The sequence below is a fragment of the Nocardiopsis sp. FIRDI 009 genome, assembly GCF_003386285.1.
In the GTDB taxonomy this organism is placed as follows: domain Bacteria; phylum Actinomycetota; class Actinomycetes; order Streptosporangiales; family Streptosporangiaceae; genus Nocardiopsis.
Genome location: NZ_QPNC01000003.1, coordinates 64,587 through 80,831, shown reverse-complemented (window position 1 = coordinate 80,831; position 16,245 = coordinate 64,587). Strand labels below are relative to the sequence as shown.

General features: G+C 72.1%; 14 protein-coding genes. 8 read left to right on the top strand and 6 right to left on the bottom strand.

The window, feature by feature from the left end:
* Positions 1-89: 89 nt before the first annotated feature.
* Both DVR05_RS26880 and DVR05_RS02355 read left to right on the top strand, forming a co-directional pair.
* Positions 90-407, top strand: coding sequence for a helix-turn-helix domain-containing protein (locus DVR05_RS26880; protein WP_198659005.1), 318 nt, complete (start codon positions 90-92; stop codon positions 405-407).
* 134 nt (positions 408-541) lie between these two features.
* Complete coding sequence (locus DVR05_RS02355) at positions 542-1,015, top strand: hypothetical protein (protein WP_232831940.1); 474 nt, start codon at positions 542-544, stop codon at positions 1,013-1,015.
* Positions 1,016-1,058: 43 nt separating this feature from the next.
* Here the strand turns inward: DVR05_RS02355 and DVR05_RS02350 are convergent, their stop codons facing one another.
* Positions 1,059-1,937, bottom strand: a complete 879-nt coding sequence (locus DVR05_RS02350; RefSeq protein WP_116244121.1) for an alpha/beta fold hydrolase — start codon at positions 1,935-1,937, stop codon at positions 1,059-1,061.
* 741 nt (positions 1,938-2,678) lie between these two features.
* On the opposite strand from DVR05_RS02350, the gene nhaA reads away from it, so the two are divergent.
* Positions 2,679-3,956 (top strand): Na+/H+ antiporter NhaA, encoded by a 1,278-nt coding sequence (nhaA, locus tag DVR05_RS02345; protein ID WP_116244120.1) that lies wholly within the window; start codon positions 2,679-2,681, stop codon positions 3,954-3,956.
* 296 nt (positions 3,957-4,252) lie between these two features.
* Here nhaA and DVR05_RS02340 read toward each other — a convergent pair whose 3' ends face one another.
* Positions 4,253-4,801, bottom strand: a complete 549-nt coding sequence (locus tag DVR05_RS02340; protein WP_116244119.1) for a GNAT family N-acetyltransferase — start codon at positions 4,799-4,801, stop codon at positions 4,253-4,255.
* Positions 4,802-4,851: 50 nt separating this feature from the next.
* On the opposite strand from DVR05_RS02340, the gene DVR05_RS02335 reads away from it, so the two are divergent.
* The 3 genes from DVR05_RS02335 to DVR05_RS02320 all read left to right on the top strand — a co-directional run bounded on the left by DVR05_RS02335 (position 4,852) and on the right by DVR05_RS02320 (position 6,823).
* The gene (locus tag DVR05_RS02335) at positions 4,852-5,451 is read left to right on the top strand and encodes a TetR/AcrR family transcriptional regulator (RefSeq protein WP_116244118.1); all 600 of its coding nucleotides are present in this window, start codon (positions 4,852-4,854) and stop codon (positions 5,449-5,451) included.
* A gap of 863 nt (positions 5,452-6,314) precedes the next feature.
* Complete coding sequence (locus tag DVR05_RS02325) at positions 6,315-6,566, top strand: type II toxin-antitoxin system Phd/YefM family antitoxin (RefSeq protein WP_116244117.1); 252 nt, start codon at positions 6,315-6,317, stop codon at positions 6,564-6,566.
* The gene (locus DVR05_RS02320) at positions 6,563-6,823 is read left to right on the top strand and encodes a Txe/YoeB family addiction module toxin (RefSeq protein WP_017600449.1); all 261 of its coding nucleotides are present in this window, start codon (positions 6,563-6,565) and stop codon (positions 6,821-6,823) included. Before DVR05_RS02325 ends, DVR05_RS02320 begins: the two co-directional genes overlap by 4 nt.
* Positions 6,824-6,865: 42 nt before the next feature.
* Here DVR05_RS02320 and atzF read toward each other — a convergent pair whose 3' ends face one another.
* From atzF to DVR05_RS02305, 3 genes are read right to left on the bottom strand one after another with little or no spacing between them, the layout of a single operon-like run.
* A complete protein-coding gene (gene atzF, locus DVR05_RS02315; protein ID WP_116244116.1) occupies positions 6,866-8,563 on the bottom strand; it encodes an allophanate hydrolase in 1,698 nt (565 codons plus the stop codon).
* Positions 8,563-12,183: an urea carboxylase gene (uca, locus tag DVR05_RS02310; RefSeq protein ID WP_116244115.1), complete on the bottom strand. Its 3,621-nt coding sequence runs from the start codon at positions 12,181-12,183 to the stop codon at positions 8,563-8,565. Before uca ends, atzF begins: the two co-directional genes overlap by 1 nt.
* A 49-nt stretch (positions 12,184-12,232) precedes the next feature.
* The gene (locus DVR05_RS02305) at positions 12,233-12,958 is read right to left on the bottom strand and encodes a GntR family transcriptional regulator (protein WP_116244114.1); all 726 of its coding nucleotides are present in this window, start codon (positions 12,956-12,958) and stop codon (positions 12,233-12,235) included.
* A gap of 462 nt (positions 12,959-13,420) precedes the next feature.
* On the opposite strand from DVR05_RS02305, the gene DVR05_RS02300 reads away from it, so the two are divergent.
* Together DVR05_RS02300 and DVR05_RS02295 are read left to right on the top strand one after the other, a co-directional pair.
* Positions 13,421-13,870: a DUF6463 family protein gene (locus DVR05_RS02300; protein ID WP_198659004.1), complete on the top strand. Its 450-nt coding sequence runs from the start codon at positions 13,421-13,423 to the stop codon at positions 13,868-13,870.
* A complete protein-coding gene (locus tag DVR05_RS02295; RefSeq protein ID WP_116244113.1) occupies positions 13,870-14,451 on the top strand; it encodes a TetR/AcrR family transcriptional regulator in 582 nt (193 codons plus the stop codon). The genes DVR05_RS02300 and DVR05_RS02295 overlap by 1 nt, the downstream gene beginning before the upstream one ends.
* Positions 14,452-14,649: 198 nt before the next feature.
* On the opposite strand, the gene DVR05_RS02290 is transcribed toward DVR05_RS02295, so the two are convergent.
* Positions 14,650-16,236 carry a DASS family sodium-coupled anion symporter gene (locus DVR05_RS02290; RefSeq protein ID WP_116244112.1) on the bottom strand — a complete coding sequence of 529 codons (1,587 nt, stop codon included), beginning with the start codon at positions 16,234-16,236 and terminating at the stop codon, positions 14,650-14,652.
* Positions 16,237-16,245: the final 9 nt, after the last annotated feature.

The window sequence follows — 16,245 nt, the reverse complement described above, 5'->3', positions numbered from 1 at the left end:
CCAGCCGTTCCACCATCGACACAGGAGCAGGCTACCGAGAACCCAAATGAGATGAGCTCTTAGTCCGCGACAGCGCCCGAGGCGAGAACGTGCGCGGTACGGGCACGACGGTCAGGGCGCTGACGGACGCCCTCGACGGGACCGTCCACGGACTCGTCGCCGCCCCGCGCGGCGTCGACGTCCCGGTGCGCGCGGTGGTCGTCGCCGACACCGCCGTCCCGGTCCCGCCCGACGCGCTCATGGTGTGCCCCTCCGGCGGGGAGAGCGCCCTGACCGCCGCCGCGGCCGGACCCCACATCCACCCCACCACCCTCCGCCACCGCATCCGTCGCGTCGGCGAGGTGACCAGAGACGATCTGGACGGCCCCGACCAGCGCCTTCCGGCCATGATCAGCCTCCGGCTCTGAGCAAGGACCGGCTCCCGTCGCGTCTCCGCCAGGTCACAGTCGGACCGGACGAAGCCCCGCCGACCTCCGGATCGTCGGAGGCGACACCGCTCACGCGCACACGTCGTCCGTTCGCACCCTCACTCGACCGCGGGGTGAGGTGTCGTGACCACCGCAGCCGCCGAGGCCGCGGCTCAGGCCGGGGCCGGGAGGTCAACGGGCTGGAGGCGATGTGGGTCAGCCGGATCGTCGTCCTGGCGATGTGCCTGCTCGCGGTGGGCCTGCTGTACGTCCCCGGTGTGGACTCGGTGGTGTTCTGGCTGGTCCTGTTCACCTGGGCCGGGCTGGGTGCGGCGTTCGGCCCGCCGCTGCTGCTGTCGCTGTCCTGGAGGCGCATGACCGCGGCCGGTGCCGCCGCCGGGATCGTCACGGGCGCTGTGGCCACGGTGGCCTGGTACCACCTGCTCACACCGGCCACGGGCGGCTACGAGCTGATCCCCGGTTTCCTGGCCGGGACGCTGGCCACGGTGCTGGTGAGTCTGGCGACGAAGGCGACGAAGCCCCCGGCGGACGCCGACGCCAGGATGGCCGACACGGAGGAGGGGACCCGGGTGGACGAGCGTTCCTGACCCCGGCCCCTCCCCCGCGCGCTCCGCGCACGGCCTGGACGCGTCAGTCGAACTCGCGCAGGAGTTCGGCGACGCGTTCGGGCTGTTCGTGCAGGGCGAGGTGCCCGGCGCCCTCCAGGACGCGCACGTCGGTGTCGAGCAGACGGCGGGCGGGGCCGTGCAGCCGGGCCGGGGAGAAGAAGGTGTCGTCGGATCCGGTGGCCACGATCCGTGGGGTGTGCGACCACGGACGCAGGCACTCCATGGTCAGCGGACCGGGGGCCAGGCTGGTCCGGCAGTGCCGGGCTACCAGGGTCATCCACGGGGCGAGCGGGTGGATTCCCGCGCTGACGTACTCCGGCCCGCTCATGGCGTTGAGCAGCCGGGTGCTCTTGCTGTCGCGCGGGCCGATCATCCACGGCAGGACCGCGCGCATCACCTCGGGGGTCAACCCCGCCGCTGTGAGGCCCGCCGGGCTGACGAGCATCAGGGCCCGGGTCAGCGGCGAGGGTTTGGCGGCCAGGGCGATCGCGGCGCCGAGTGAGTGCCCCAGCACGATGACCGGTTCCTCGGTGAGCTGCGGCAGGACCTCGTCGAGCCAGGCCCCGTAGGCGGCGGTGCGCGGCGCCTTGGGTCGGACGCCGCAGCTGAGGCCGGGCTGGCCCGGGATGTCGACCGAGACCACCGTCCGGTCGCGGGACAGCACGCGCAGTGGCTCGACGGAGCTGGCGGTGTTGAAGTTGGTGCCGTTGAGGACCACGACGGGGGTGCCCGTGCCCCCCGCCGCCCGGAAGGCCCGGGTGCTGCCGAGCTCGGAGGAGATGGTGGGAAGCGGGACGAGCCCGGGCCACCGGGCGATCTCCGCCTCGCACCAGTCGCGCACGGTCCGCGCACCGGATTCGGATCGGTAGACGTGCGCACCGCGCACGTGGGAGTCGAGCATCAGCCGCCTGGTTTCCAGATAAGGGTGTTCAACGCCGACCAGTCTTCCCGGCACTCCACCTTCGGACTGTACGCGGGTGACGCGCGTCACGCCATACCCCTCCCGTTCGGCCCACCAGCCCGAACGCGTCGGCTCCGAAGGCGGATCACAGCACGACACCGGCGACTCATGGTAATCGTGAACGCCAGGTGACCATCGAAAACCGCCCGCCCCCGCAGACGGTCCCGACACACGGCGCCCCAATGGGACGTGCGTCACATTTCCCGTTCCCGGAACACGAACATCAAAGCGGTGCTTTTCGGGTAGGAGTCCCCCAGTCGCAGGCCGATCCGGCCCAGCACGCCCGCGGGGAGCGCACGCCAGTGGTGGACATCACCGAGGAGACTTCGGACGATACGCCCATTTCCTTGACATATGATGCGTGGTGCCTGTTCTCACAGGACCTGATGTTCGCCGTGTAGACACCGGGACGAGGGACAGGGGCACGACCGGGCCGACAACCAACCAACCCGTTGGTCACGGTCACGGGCGGTGATCTCCACCGCCGCCGTCCGCTCCCCGATGTCGGCACGGCTGCCCGTGTGCCCACCGACAGGATCGGATCCGAGGCGGACACATGCCCTCTGGGCTGGACATCTCCCCACGGGTCCGTGAACATGGGCGGGGCGCCGAGCGCCTCAGGTGTGCCGGGAAGACTGGTCGGCGAGTCCCTGTCGAGTCACGCCCTGGAGAGTCGCACACATGAGCATCGACCCGATCGAGCACCCCACTCCCTCGAGCCCCCTGCTCAGTCGCTTCGCGGACACCCTGCGCAGCGACAGCGTCGGCGGTTTCATCCTCATCGGCGCGGCCCTCCTGGCCCTCCTGTGGATCAACTCACCCTTCGGCGAGACCTACGAGCACCTCCGCGAGATCCGGTTCGGTCCCGAGTCGCTCCACCTGAACCTGACCCTGGAGACCTGGGCGGCCGACGGGCTCCTCGCCATCTTCTTCTTCGTCGTCGGCAACGAGCTCAAGCAGGAGTTCGTCAACGGCGAGCTACGCAACCCGCGGCGCGCCGCGCTGCCGATCGTCGCCGCCATCTGCGGCATGGTCATCCCCGCCGGGATCTACGCCGCGATCAACTTCCCCACCCCGGAGACCATGTCGGGCTGGGGCATCCCGATGGCCACCGACATCGCCTTCGCCGTGGCGATCCTCGCCGTCATCGGCCGCTGGCTCCCGCCCGCCCTGCGCACCTTCCTGCTGACTCTGGCGATCGTGGACGACCTGGGCGCGGTCATCGTCATCGCCGTCTTCTACACCTCCGGCATCGACTTCGTGTCCCTGGGCCTGGCCGCGGTCGGCCTCGCCGTCTTCGGCTACCTCCAGCGCGGCAAGGGCCTGGCCGCCAAGCTCAACGCCTCGGTCATCCCCAACTGGATCGTGTACGTCCCGCTGGCCGTGGTCATCTGGGTCCTCGTCCACGAGAGCGGCGTGCACGCCACCATCGCCGGCGTGGCGATGGGTCTGCTCATGCGCACCTCCAAGCAGCCCGGTGAGCACCACGACCCGAGCCACGGCGTCGAGCAGATGCTGCGCCCCTGGTCCGCCGGTCTGGCGCTGCCGATCTTCGCGTTCTTCTCCGCCGGTGTGGTCTTCGACAGCATGGGCGCCGTGTTCACCGACCGCGCCGGGCTCGGCATCATCCTCGGCCTGGTGGTCGGCAAGGTGGTCGGCATCGTCGGCGGTTCGTGGGTGATGACCAAGCTGACCGCCGCCGAGCTGAACCCCAGCCTGAGGTGGATCGACCTCGTCGGCATGTCGCAGCTGGCCGGGATCGGCTTCACCGTCTCCCTGCTGATCACGGAGCTGTCCTTCTCCACCTCGCCCGAACACCTCACCCACGCCAAGTCGGGTGTGCTCATCGCGTCGCTGATCGCGACCGTGCTGGCCATCGTCATCCTCGGCGGCCGGAACCGGCACTACCGCAGGCAGGCCGCGATCTCCCCGCCGGAGGGCGCGGGCAAGAGCTCCTAGGCCGGACCCCTCCGGCCCCCGCTTCGCCTCGGACGGCACGACGCCCCCCGCACCGGACACCGCTTCGGCGCGGGGGGCGTCGCTCGTTCGGCCTCAGCCCGCAGCGTCGGCCGCCTCGGCGTCGCCCTGCTCCACCGCCGACAGGAGTGCGAGGAGGTCGTGTTCGTCCGGGGTTCCGTCGTCCTGGTGCATGCGCGGAATCGTCGCAGACGGCGGAGACAGCGCCGCCGACGGAGGGGAGGGACCAGCGGGCGAGGCGGCGTCCCCCCGACCGACCCGTCACGTGGACGGCCCCATCAGCGTCGGGCCCGCCACTCGCGGGCGAGGATCGCCCAGAGCTGCTTGTCGTGGCGGACGCCGCCGTAGGGCCAGCACTCGCGCCGCACGCCCTCCAACCTCATGCCGAGCCGTTCGGCCACAGCGGAACTCCGTTCGTTGTCGGCCCGGCACTCCCACTCGGCGCGGTGCATCCCCCGGGTGACGAACGCCCAGTCCAGCAGGGCGCGGCACGCCTCCGTGACCAGGCCGCGGCCCTCGGCTGCCGGTTCCAGCCAGCAACCGACCTCGCATGAGCCCGAGGCCGCGTCGAACTCCGCGAACAGCACCCCGCCGACCAGCACGCCGTCGAGCCAGATGCCGAAGAGGCGGGCACCGTCCGCGGCCTGGCGCTCGGCGTACCGGCGCAGCGTGGCCCGCGCCCCGTCGAGGTCGTCGGTGACGAACGTCGGTCCGACCCACGGGCGGATGTGCTCGCGGGCCCGGTCCATATGGGCGGCGAACTCCTCGGCGTGCCACAGCTCCAGGGGACGGAGCTGGGCGTCGTCCCGGAGGGGGAGGGAGAACATGACGACCCCACATTCACATAACGGGCGTTAGGTTTATGTACCGTAGCAGCATGCCACGCACCAGGGGGGACCACGAGGCCCGTCGTCGCGACGTCTCCGAGGCGGTCTGGCGGGTGTTGGCCGCGCACGGCTTCGGCGGGCTGACCCTGCGCGCCGTCGCCACCGAGCTCGACGCGACCACCGGCCTGCTCACCCACTACTTCCCCACCAAGCGCGACCTGGTGACGTACGCCCTCGACCTGCTCGAACGGCGAACCGAGGCGCGACCCCGGCCCGTGGCCGAGCAGGGCCTGACCGCCGTCAGGGCCGCTCTGCTCGACATCCTGCCGCTGACCGCCGAGGCCACCGACAGCAACCGGGTCTGGGTGTCCTCCTGGGACGCCGCGCTCGCCGACCCCGGGCTGAGCCGCGACCACGCCAGGAGGTACGCGCGAAGCCGCGACAGGCTGTGTGAGCTGGTCACTGCGGCCCAGCGGCTCGGCGAACTGCCCGCGGGGGACCCGGATCGTATCGCGGCCGGGGCCCAGTCCTTCGTGCTCGGCCTGGTGGTCCAGTCCCTGTTCGACCCCGCCGCGTTCCCGCCCGACCGCCAGGTCGCGCTGCTCGACGACTACCTGGCCGGACTGGCGGCCCCACCCGCCACGCGGTGACCGACGGCCCCGTGCGTGGAGGCGTGTTCCTCCAGACGCGGACCAGGGCGGCGAGTTCGTCGAACTCGCCGGGCGTCGGCTGCACGGGGGCGGCGAGCAGGTCACCCGGGGGAACGGGCGCGGCCTGCCTCGGAATCCAGCCGTACAGGCGGGCGGTGGCCTCGGCCTGGACGCGGGCGGGTTCGGCCGCGGGGAAGGGCGTGGGACAGCGCTCGGGGGCGGGCGCGGGGCGCGGAGCGGACACGGGTGGAACGGCAACGGCGGGCGGCGGGGGCCGCGTGACGGCCGCGCGCGGGGGTGAACAGCGCCTTCAGGTACGCCGCGAGCAGAGCGAAGAAGGCCGCGCTATAATCGCGCATGCTGGCAATCCTTTTCGCTTAAAGGTGTGAGTTTGCTGGCCACGACCCCGGGCGGTGTTCAATCGTCGCGGGGTCTTCCGTGTGTGGAGTTGTGTGTTCGGTAGAAGAATAGGGGGCGGGGGGAGTGGAGGGCGACTTTTCCGCGAAGTTCTTCGGAGAAAGTTCCCTCGACAGGGCGTCATGCCTGTTCAGGGGCGATGAGATAAGGGCGGTGGCCATACCGGAAGACAGTCAGAACGATCCTGTTCGTCCGAAATTAATAGCTTTGCCACGATACCCCCGACACGCAATGAAAAGCCCCCGTTCGTCGCGCGACGAACGGGGGCGCACGGTCCGGCTCAGCCCGCCAGGGACTCCCGGTAGGCCACCCACCCGCCGTGGCGGCTGATGTCCTCCGCACCCTCGACGGCGGACGGATCGCGGGGCAACCCAGCACCCCAGGCCCATACGTACAACTTCTTGTACAATGACCCTGAGTTCGAGTGCGCTGCGAAGGGCTGAGACATGAAGACCATGACCTACTCCGAGTCCCGCGCCAACTACGCCGCCACGCTCGACTCCGTGGTCGACGACCGCGAGGAGGTCGTCATCACCAGAGCCGGGCGAGAGCCCGTGGTCATGATGGCGCTCTCCGAGTACGAGACGCTCAAGGAAACCGCCTACCTTCTCCGCAGCCCGGAGAACGCCCGACGCCTCGTGACCGCGATCGAGGAACTGGAGTCCGGCCACGGGATCGAGAGGGAGTTGGGCGAGTGAGGCTGGTCTGGGCGGAGAGCGCCTGGGAGGACTACGTCTGGTGGCAGAACCAGGACCGGAAGATCCTCAAGCGCATCAACACTCTGATCAAGGACATCGCCCGCAACGGCAACGAGGGCATGGGGAAACCGGAACCACTCCGTCACGGCTTCCAGGGCTACTGGTCACGCCGTATCACTGACGAACACAGGCTCGTGTACAAACTGGTCGAGGACGAGATCCGCATCGCCGCGTGCAGGTATCACTACGGGAAATGAGTCCCCGCTCGTCGGGCGACGAACGAGGACTCCACACGCGGTTCAGCCCGCCAGGGACTCCCGGTAGGCCACCCACCCGCCGTGGCGGCTGATGTCCTCCGCGCCCTCGACGGCGGACGGATCGCAGCCGAACCCCACCACCGACCGGCCGTCGGCCAGAGTCACCGACCCCAGCGTCATCGGGGCGGGCAGCGCGGCCAGGAAGGCCCCCAACCCGGCCGGGGAGATCCGCCAGATCTCGCAGCGCACCGCGGCCCCGCCCTCGTTCACCCGCTGCAACCCGGGCTTGGGCGGAGTGGTGGCCAGCGTGTACATCCGGTAGTCGGCGCTGGTCTCGGTCGCCTCGACGAACCGCGCCCCCAGGTCGGTGAGCTGGTGGTTGAGCGGCTGCCCGCGCAGGTGCGCGCCGAACACCGCCAGCTCCACCCCCGGCCCCGGGTACGCCTCGCCGGGGTCGTCGCCGATGAGCAGCGCGGCCAGGTCCAGGCCCACCTGGTCGTCGAAGGCGTCGCTGATCAGGCTCACCCCGAACGGGTGCCCGTCCGCGACCCCGGCGGGGACGGCGACCGCCGCCATGTCCAGCAGATTGACGAAGTTCGTGTACGTCCCCAGCTTCGAGTTCTCCCCCACCGGGTCCGCCGCGACCTGGTCCAGGGTCGGGTGGCCCACGGTCGTGGGCAGCAGCAGCGCGTCGAACCCGGCGAGCAGCTCGCGGGCGGTCGACCGGTAGGCGGCCAGCCGGTGCTGGTCGGCGGCGAGCGCGTGCGCGGGCAGGTCGGCGGAGGCCAGGATGATCCCGGACACCGTGGGATCGGCCGACTCCGGCTCACCGGACAGGAACTCGCCCACGGCGGCGTAGCGTTCGGCGACCAGCGCGCCGTCGTAGAGCAACGTGGCCGCCTCCAACAGGGGCGCGACGTCGACGGTCCCGACCTCCACCCCGGCCCCGCGCAGAGTGTCGGCGGCGGCGTGGAAGGCGGCGCGTTCGTCGTCGCTGAGGACCGCGAGCCCCTCGGCGGTCGGCACGGCCACACGCGCGGGGTCGCGTGGCGCGAGACGCACGTCGGCGGGCCAGCCACGGCTGTAGGGGTCGCCGGCGTCGGGGCCGGTCATCACCCGCAGCGCCGCCGTCCCGGTGGCCAGGTCGCGGGCGAACACGGTCACGCAGTCGTAGGGCTGGGCCGCCGGAACCACCCCGGTCGCGGGGACGAGGCCGACCGTCGGCTTGAGCCCGACGATCCCGTGCAGCGCGGCGGGCACCCGGCCGGACCCGGCCGTGTCCGTCCCGAGGGCGACGTCCGCGATCTCCAGCGCCACCGCGACCGCCGACCCCGAGCTGGAGCCGCCGGAGACCCGCTCCGGGTCGAACGCGTTGCGTACCGCCCCGTACGGGCTGCGGGTGCCGACCAGGCCGGTGGCGAACTGGTCGAGATTGGTCTTGCCGAGCACCAGCGCGCCCGCGTCGAGCAGCCGCCGGACAGCGGTCGCGCTGGTCTCGGGGGTGTAGGCGAACTCCGGGCAGGCCGCCGTGGTGGGCAGCCCCGCCACGTCGATGTTGTCCTTGACCGCGACGAGCGTCCCCGCGAGCGGCAGGTCCTCCCCCGCCGCGAGCCGGTCCTCGACCGCCTTGGCCGCCACCAGCAGATCCTGCTCGGGCCGCAGGGTGATCCAGACCTCGGGCCGGTCGGCCTCGGCGATCCTCCGGTAGGCGTCGTGGACGCGGTCGGTGGGGGTGGGCATCAGGAGGCTCCTCCTTGCGTGATGACGGCCAGGGCGCGGCCGGGGTCCAGGTGCTGCCCGGGCTCGACCAGGATGTCGGAGACCGTACCCGCGCGGGGCGCGCGAACCACGACCTCCAGTTTCATCGCCTCCAACCGGACGACGGGCTGCCCCTCCTCGACGGTGTCGCCGGGGCGGACGTCGACCTTCCAGACGGAGGCGGACAGCGGGGACTCGACCAGGGCGGCGCCGGGCGGCAGGTCGGTGCGGCCGGGGTCGGCGGCGGGTTCGGGTTCGGGCCGGTCCTCGAACTCGCCCGCGGCCTCCCAGCGCTGGCGTTCGGCCTCGAAGGCGGCGGCCTGGCGGTCGCGGAAGGCGGCGATGGAGTCGGCGTTGTCGGCGAGGAAGCGCTCGTGGTCGGCGAGGACGAACTCACCGTCGGCGATCTCCAGCTCGTGCCGTCCGGCGAGGAGGTCGGCGCGGATGTCCAGCAGCTCCTCATGGCCGACCGGGTACCAGCTGATCCGGTCGAAGAACCGCAGCAGCCAGGGGGTGCCGGGCTCGAACGGGTCGTACTGGCGCAGCCCCGACCAGATCGGCACCGTGCGGCCGATGAGCTGGTAGCCGCCGGGGCTCTCCATCCCGTACACGCACAGGTAGGCGCCGCCGATGCCCACCCCGGCCTCCGGGGTCCAGGTCCGGGCCGGGCTGTACTTGGTGGTGACCAGCCGGTGGCGCGGATCGAGCGGGGTGGCGGCGGGCGCGCCGAGGTAGACGTCGCCCAGGCCCAGGACCAGGTAGGAGGCGTCGAAGACGGTGTCGCGCACGTCGTCGACCGAGTCGAGGCCGTTGATGCGGCGGATGAACTCGATGTTGTCGGGGTTCCAGGGGGCGTCGTCGCGCACACCGGCCCGGTAGCGGCTGATCGCCTCGTGGATGGACGGGTCGTCGAAGGACATCGGCAGGCGCAGGGTCCGGCTCGGCACCCGCAGGCGGGAGGTCGGTGGGAGCTGGCCCTCGATCTCCTGGAGGAGGTCGAGCAGGGTGCGCAGCGGCAGCGCCGCGGGGTCGGTGTGCAGGTGCAGGGAGCGCACACCGGGCGTGGTGTCCACGATGCCGGGAGGGGCGGCCTCGTCGAGCGCGGCCATCAGGGCGTGCACGCGCATCCGCAGACCCAGGTCGAGGACCATCGGCCCGTACTCGACGAGGATGTTGTCGTGGCCGCTGCGTCGGTAGGTGACCTCGGGGGCGCCGTCGGTGGCGGGCAGCCGGGCGAGGACGCCGTCGTCGCCGTCGGAGCCGGTCGCGCGCAGGAGCGGGGCGGCGGTGGGCACGGTGTGCAGCTTCTCGGCGGCGGGCTCGGTCACCGGGTGGAAGCGGACGGTGTCGCCGGGGCGGAGCTGGCCGACCTTCCACCGGGAGCCGGTGACCACGGTGACCGGGCAGACGAACCCGCCCAGGCTCGGGCCGTCGGGTCCGAGGAGGACGGGGGTGTCCCCGGAGAGGTTGACGGCGCCGATCGAGTAGGCGGTGTCGTGCACGTTGGACGGGTGCAGACCGGCCTGGCCGCCGTCCGGGCGGGCCCAGGTCTGCTTGGGGCCGGAGAGGCGGACGCCGTTGCGGGCGGACTGGGGGTGCACCCTCCAGGCGGTGGCGTAGAAGTCGGCCAGACCCTCGCGGGTGAGGAACTCGGGGGCGGCGTGCGGGCCCTCGGAAACCTCGACGTCCCAGTGGGCGCGGCCGCCCTCGCCCGCCTCGGCGGACGCCTCGAAGTCGGGGCGGTCCTCCTCGGGGACGGGACGCGGCGTGGGGGCCGAGGCGTCGGGGACGTCCGGGCGCAGGACGTCGCCCAGCCGCAGCGCGCGTCCGCTGTGGCCGCCGTACTCCCCGGCGGTGAAGGTGGCCGCGCTGCCGAGGTAGTCGGGCACGTCCAGCCCGCCCCGGACCAGGACGTACGTCCGCATGCCGGGGCCGCGCGCGGCGCCGACGTCGAGCAGTCCGCCCGCCGGGACCCCGACCGGCTCCCACTGCGGGACCGGCGCGCCGTCGACGGTGACCTCGGCCGGGGCTCCGGTGACGCACACGGTCGCGGCGGCGCTGAACCGGAGCGCCGGACCCTCGATCGTGCACTCCAGGCCGGGCGCCCCCTCCGGGTTGCCCAGGGCGGTGTTGCCCAACCTCAGGGACAGGTCGTCCATCGCGCCCGACGGCGGCACGCCCACCTGCCAGTACCCGGTGCGGCCGGGCCAGTCCTGGACGGTGGTGAGGGTTCCGGCGCGCTCGACCTCGATGCGCGGTTCCGGGTCGCCGACGCCGCCGCAGGTGGCGGTGGTGTGGTCGACGGCGCGGACGTCCGGGTGGTCGGTGAGGGCGCGCAGGAGCCCCAGGTTGGTCTGGAGGCCGTCGATCCGCACCCCGGCCAGGGCGCGGCCGAGCCGGTCGAGGGCGTCGGCGCGGTCCTCGCCCCGGACAATGACCTTGGCGAGCATGGGGTCGTAGTCGCTGGTGACGCGCTGGCCGGTCTCCACCCAGCCGTCGACGCGCGCACCGGCGGGGAACTCGACCCGGGTGAGCAGGCCGGAGCTGGGCCGGAAGTCGTGCGCGGGGTCCTCGGCGTAGACGCGGGCCTCGACGGCGTGGCCGGAGCGGGCGGGACCCTCGGGGGGAACGTCGGCGAGGACGTCCTCGCCCCGGGCCAGGCGCAGCATCCAGGCGACCAGGTCGACACCGGTGACCTCCTCGGTGACCGGGTGCTCGACCTGGAGGCGGGTGTTGACCTCCAGGAAGGACGCCTCGCCGCGTTCGACGTCGTAGACGAACTCCACCGTGCCCGCGCTGCGGTAGGACACACCCGCGCACAGGGCGCGGGCGGTGCGGTGGAGTTCGGCGCGCAGGGCGTCGGGCAGGTCGGGGGCGGGCGCCTCCTCCACGACCTTCTGGTTGCGGCGCTGGAGGGAGCAGTCACGGTCCCCGAGGGTGACGACGCGGCCGCGGCCGTCGCCGAAGACCTGCACCTCGATGTGGCGGGCGCGGGAGACGAAGCGTTCGACGAACACCTCTCCCCCGCCGAAGTGGCTCTGGGCCATCCGGCTGACCTGGTCGAAGGCGGCGCGCAGGTCGGCCTCGTCGGAGCAGGGGCGCAGGCCGATCCCGCCGCCGCCGGAGGTCGACTTGAGGATGACCGGGTAGCCGATGCGTTCGGCGGCGGCGACCGCCTCGTCGGCGTCGGGGAGGGTGTCGCTGCCCGCGACCATCGGCAGCCCGGCCGCGACGGCGGCCTTGCGCGCGGTGTGCTTGTCGCCGAACTCCTCCAGATGGCGGGCCTCGGGGCCGACGAAGACCAGACCGGCCTCCTCGACGGCGCGGGCGAAGGCGGCGCTCTCGGAGAGGAAGCCGTAGCCGGGGTGGACGGCCCCGGCCCCGGTCGCGGTGGCGGCGGCCAGGACGGCGTCGATGTTCAGGTAGCTCTCGGCGGCGGGCGCCGGGCCGAGTCGGACGGCCTCGTCGGCGAGCCGGGTGTGCGGGGCGCCCGCGTCGGCGTCGGAGTAGACGGCGACGGTGCGCAGACCGAGGTCGCGGGCGGAGCGGATGATGCGGCAGGCGATCTCGCCGCGGTTGGCGACGAGCACGGAGTCAAACACGCTGGTTCTCCTTCTCCCCCAGGTCAGGGCACCGGGGGGAGGGTCGCGGTCACAGGATGTCGGAGTGGAGCGCCATCTGGGTCAGGGCGCGCTGGGCGCGTTCGAGGACGACCTGCATGGAGGCGCCCACGTGGTCGTGCATGGCGCGGTAGGCGGAGTCCAGTTCGCGGGCCATGAGGTGCTCGACGATCTGGATGTGCTCGGTGATGGTGGAGGCGACCCGGTCCTCGGTGAGGAAGTCGTACATGCGCACGCGGCGGATGCGCTGGTTGACGGAGACCAGGGACTCGGTGAGGGCGCGGTTGCCGGAGGCCCGGGAGAGGGCGGCGTGGTAGTCCTCGTCGAGGAGGACGAAGGAGGGGTCGGGGGCCGGGGGTTCGACGCGCAGCTTCTCCCAGCGTTCGCGTTCGTCGGCGAGGATGTCCGGGTCGTGCGTGACGGTGGGGTCCTCGATGGCGCGGGCGATGCCGCGCAGTTCGAGGGTGACCCGGAGTTCGTAGAGGTCGCGCAGCTCGGCGAGGTTGGGGACGGTGACGTAGAAACCGTTCTCGCGCCGCTCGACGAGGCCGTCGGAGTGCAGGCGGGCGAGGGCCTCGCGGACGGGGGTCCGGGAGACGCCGAAGTGTTCGGCGAGCCGGACCTCGCCCAGCCGGGTGTGGGGGGAGATCCGGCCGCTCAGCACCTCCTCGCGCATGAGGGCGTAGACCCGGTCCCGGCGCGAGGTGGCCGTGCCCTCAGCCCCCCTGCCGGGCCGTGTATACAGCGGTGTGTCCATGAGGCCCGACGGTAGGAAGGGCGTGTTTCGTCGGGCCTGTCGCTTCGTGAAGGCTGCGTTTCCCCGTGTTACGCCGTGTTTCGCGCCTGGTGGGGGGCGGGGGTCAGGAGCGCGGTCGGGGTGTATCCAGGACACGGGGAAAGTCCCCGGGACGGGTGGTTAGCGAGGTTGGGGGTCAGCCCCGCGTGCGCGGGGAGCAGTCTTCCTGACCTGCCCTTTTACCCGTGAGGACCCCTCGAATCCGCACGTTGTTGAGAAACGGACATAGCGCACATCCTTCCTCAATCCTCTCGCGCGGCGACGAGGCCAACCACGAGCGAGGCTACACCGGGGCTCCGGAGGCCGCTCCCACTCACGCCGGACAGGACACGGTTTCGGGGGGTCGGCTCGGACGCCTCCCGAAGGCATGGCATATTTCGAAACGAAGAGTTCCGAAACTACCCGTTCCATAAGGGAGCCGCCATGCCCCCCATGAGCCCCAACACCCCCACCACCGTCCTACGCCCGGTCGTGATCGCCGGGTGGCTCATCACGTTCCTCGGTGTCGTCCACACCCTGCTCGGCCTCCTCATGACCACGACGCACGTCCCCGGCTGGTTCACCGGCGCGCTGTGGGGCTCCGGCGGGAACCTGGCCGCGATGTCACCGTCGCTGGGCGCGTTCTGGCTGACCATCGGCTCCTTCGGGGTGCCGCTGGCCGCGCTGGGCCTGCTGCTCCGGTGGATGGGCCTGCGGGGGATCGTCCCTCCCGCCTTCGTCGCCTGGACACTCGGCCTCTGGTGCACGTTGGGCGGTGCGCTCTTCCCCTCGCCCTTCCCCCTGCTCTGGATCGCCGCCGTTCTGATGCTCGTCGCGGCGCGGAAGGCGTCCCGGGAAGGCAGTGGGCCCGTGCGCGCGGAGGCGGCGCGCTGATGGTCGGACGCCCCAGGGACGAGCGCGTCGACCAGGCCATCCTGGCCGCCACGAGGAAGGTCCTCACCGAGCAGGGCTACTCCCGGCTCACGGTGGACGCCGTGGCGACGGCTGCCGGGGTGGGCAAGGCGGCGATCTACCGCCGGTACTCGTCCAAGCACGAACTGGTCTTCGCCGCCGCCATCCACGACCTCGATCTGGCGCCGCCACCCGACGGCGGGTCGCTCTCCGCCGACCTGGCCGCACTGGTCCAGGACGTCCTGGACTCGCTGAGCACCCCGACCGCCAGGGCGGCGGGACCGGGGCTGCTCTCCGACTTCCTGGGCGACCCGGCCCTGGCCGACCGGTTCGAGGAGACCTTCCTCGCCCGGGAGCGGGCGTGCGTCCAGGCCGCGCTGGACCGCGCCGTGGCGCGGGGCGAACTCGACGCCCCGCCGGACACCGCCCTCACCCACTCGCTGATCATGGGTCCGGCGTTCGTCTGGCTGTACGTCTTCCGTCGGGAGGAGACGGAGACCTTCGCCCGCGACCTGACCGTCCGCTTGGAGGCCGCGCTGCGGCACACTCCGCCCCGCACCTGAACGACGGGACGGGGGCCGTGCGCGGTGGTCGCCGCGCACGGCCCCCCCGGGGGGATGGGGCGGTCGGTCCGGACGGTCCGGGGGGGGAGGAAACCGGGGGTACCGTGTCGGACCGGACCGCCCCGCGGGTCGGGTCGTCCCGGCGGACCTCGGTGGTCCGGTGGGGCGGGCCACCGCGGGACGCGCACCCGACCCCGTCTAGAGCGGGATCCCGAGCGCCCACCCGGCGAGCGCGTACATCCCGAGCAGGACGACGAACAGCGCCGCGAGGTTGAGGAACACACCTCCGCGCATCATCTGGCCGATGGTCACGTAGCCCGAACCGAAGGCGATCGCGTTGGGCGGCGTGGCGACGGGCAGCATGAAGGCCATCGACGCGGCCAGCACCGCGGGGACCACCAGGACGAGGACGTCGACGTCGAGCCCGGCAGCCACCCCGCCGAGGACCGGCAGGAACGTGGACGTGGTGGCGGTGTTGCTGGTGAGCTCGGTGAGCAGCAGCACGATCGCGGTGACGCACAGCACGAGCACCCAGATCGGCACCCCGCCGAGCGCGGAGACCTGACCGCCGATCCACACGCTCAGGCCGGAGGCGGTGAACTGGCCGGAGATCGCGATACCGCCGCCGAACAGCAGCAGGATGCCCCACGGCAGCTTGACCGCGGTGTCCCAGTCCAGCAGGCGGGCGCCGGTGCCGCGCTCGGCCGGGATGAGGAAGAGCGCGACGGCGACGGCCATGGCGATGACGGGGTCGGTGACGCTGCCCAGCCACGGCAGCGCGCCGCCGACGGTCGCCGAGTCAGCCAGCATCGGCACGAAGATCCAGGACAGCGCGGCTGTGACGAACACCGCCAGGACCAGCTTCTCCGGACGCGAGATCGGTCCCATCTCCCGCAGCTCGCCGCGGATCAGCTCCTGGGCGCCCTCCACCCGCCTGACGCCGGGCCGGAAGAGCAGCCGGGCGAGCACGATCCAGGCGAGGAGGAGGAAGGCCGCCGCGATCGGGACGCCGACCATCATCCACTGGCCGAAGCCGATGGTGATGTCGTGGAACTCGGACAGGTAGGCGACCATCAACACGTTGGGCGGGGTACCGATGAGGGTCGACACGGAGCCGATGGAGGCGGCGTAGGCGATGCCGAGCATGAGCGCGGTCGCGAAGTTGGCGTCGGTGCGACCGCCCCGGAACTGGGTGATCAGCGCGACGACCGACAGCCCGACGGGCAGCATCATCACGGTCGTGGCGGTGTTCGACACCCACATGGAGATGAACGCGGTCGCGACCATGAACCCGCCGACGAGCCCGACCGTGTTGGACCCGACCTTGGACACGATGGTCAGCGCGATGCGCTTGTGCAGGTTCCACCGCTGCATCGCCAGGGCGAGCATGAACCCGCCCATGAACAGGAAGATCGTCGGCGAGCCGTAGGACGGCGCGACATCGCCCACGGCCACCCCGTCGACCAGGACCGGGAAGGCCACCAGGGGCACCAGCGAGGTGACGGGGATCGGGATCGCCTCGGTCGCCCACCAGGTCGCGATGAACACGGTGATCCCGGCGACCGCACGGCCGTTGACCGCGAGGTCGCCCATGCCCTCTCCGTCGGGCAGCGGCAGCGGCATGTCCGGGAGCAGGAAGTAGACGAGCAGGCCGAGCACCGGCCCGAGGACCAACCCGATCCTGCGCGGGAGCGGGTTGCCGTCGCGGTTGCCGCTGGCGCGGTCCTTGTCCTTGGGGACGGCCGCGGTGTCGCGCCCCTCGACTTCGGTCGAGTCGGTTGCCATGCTGTTCCT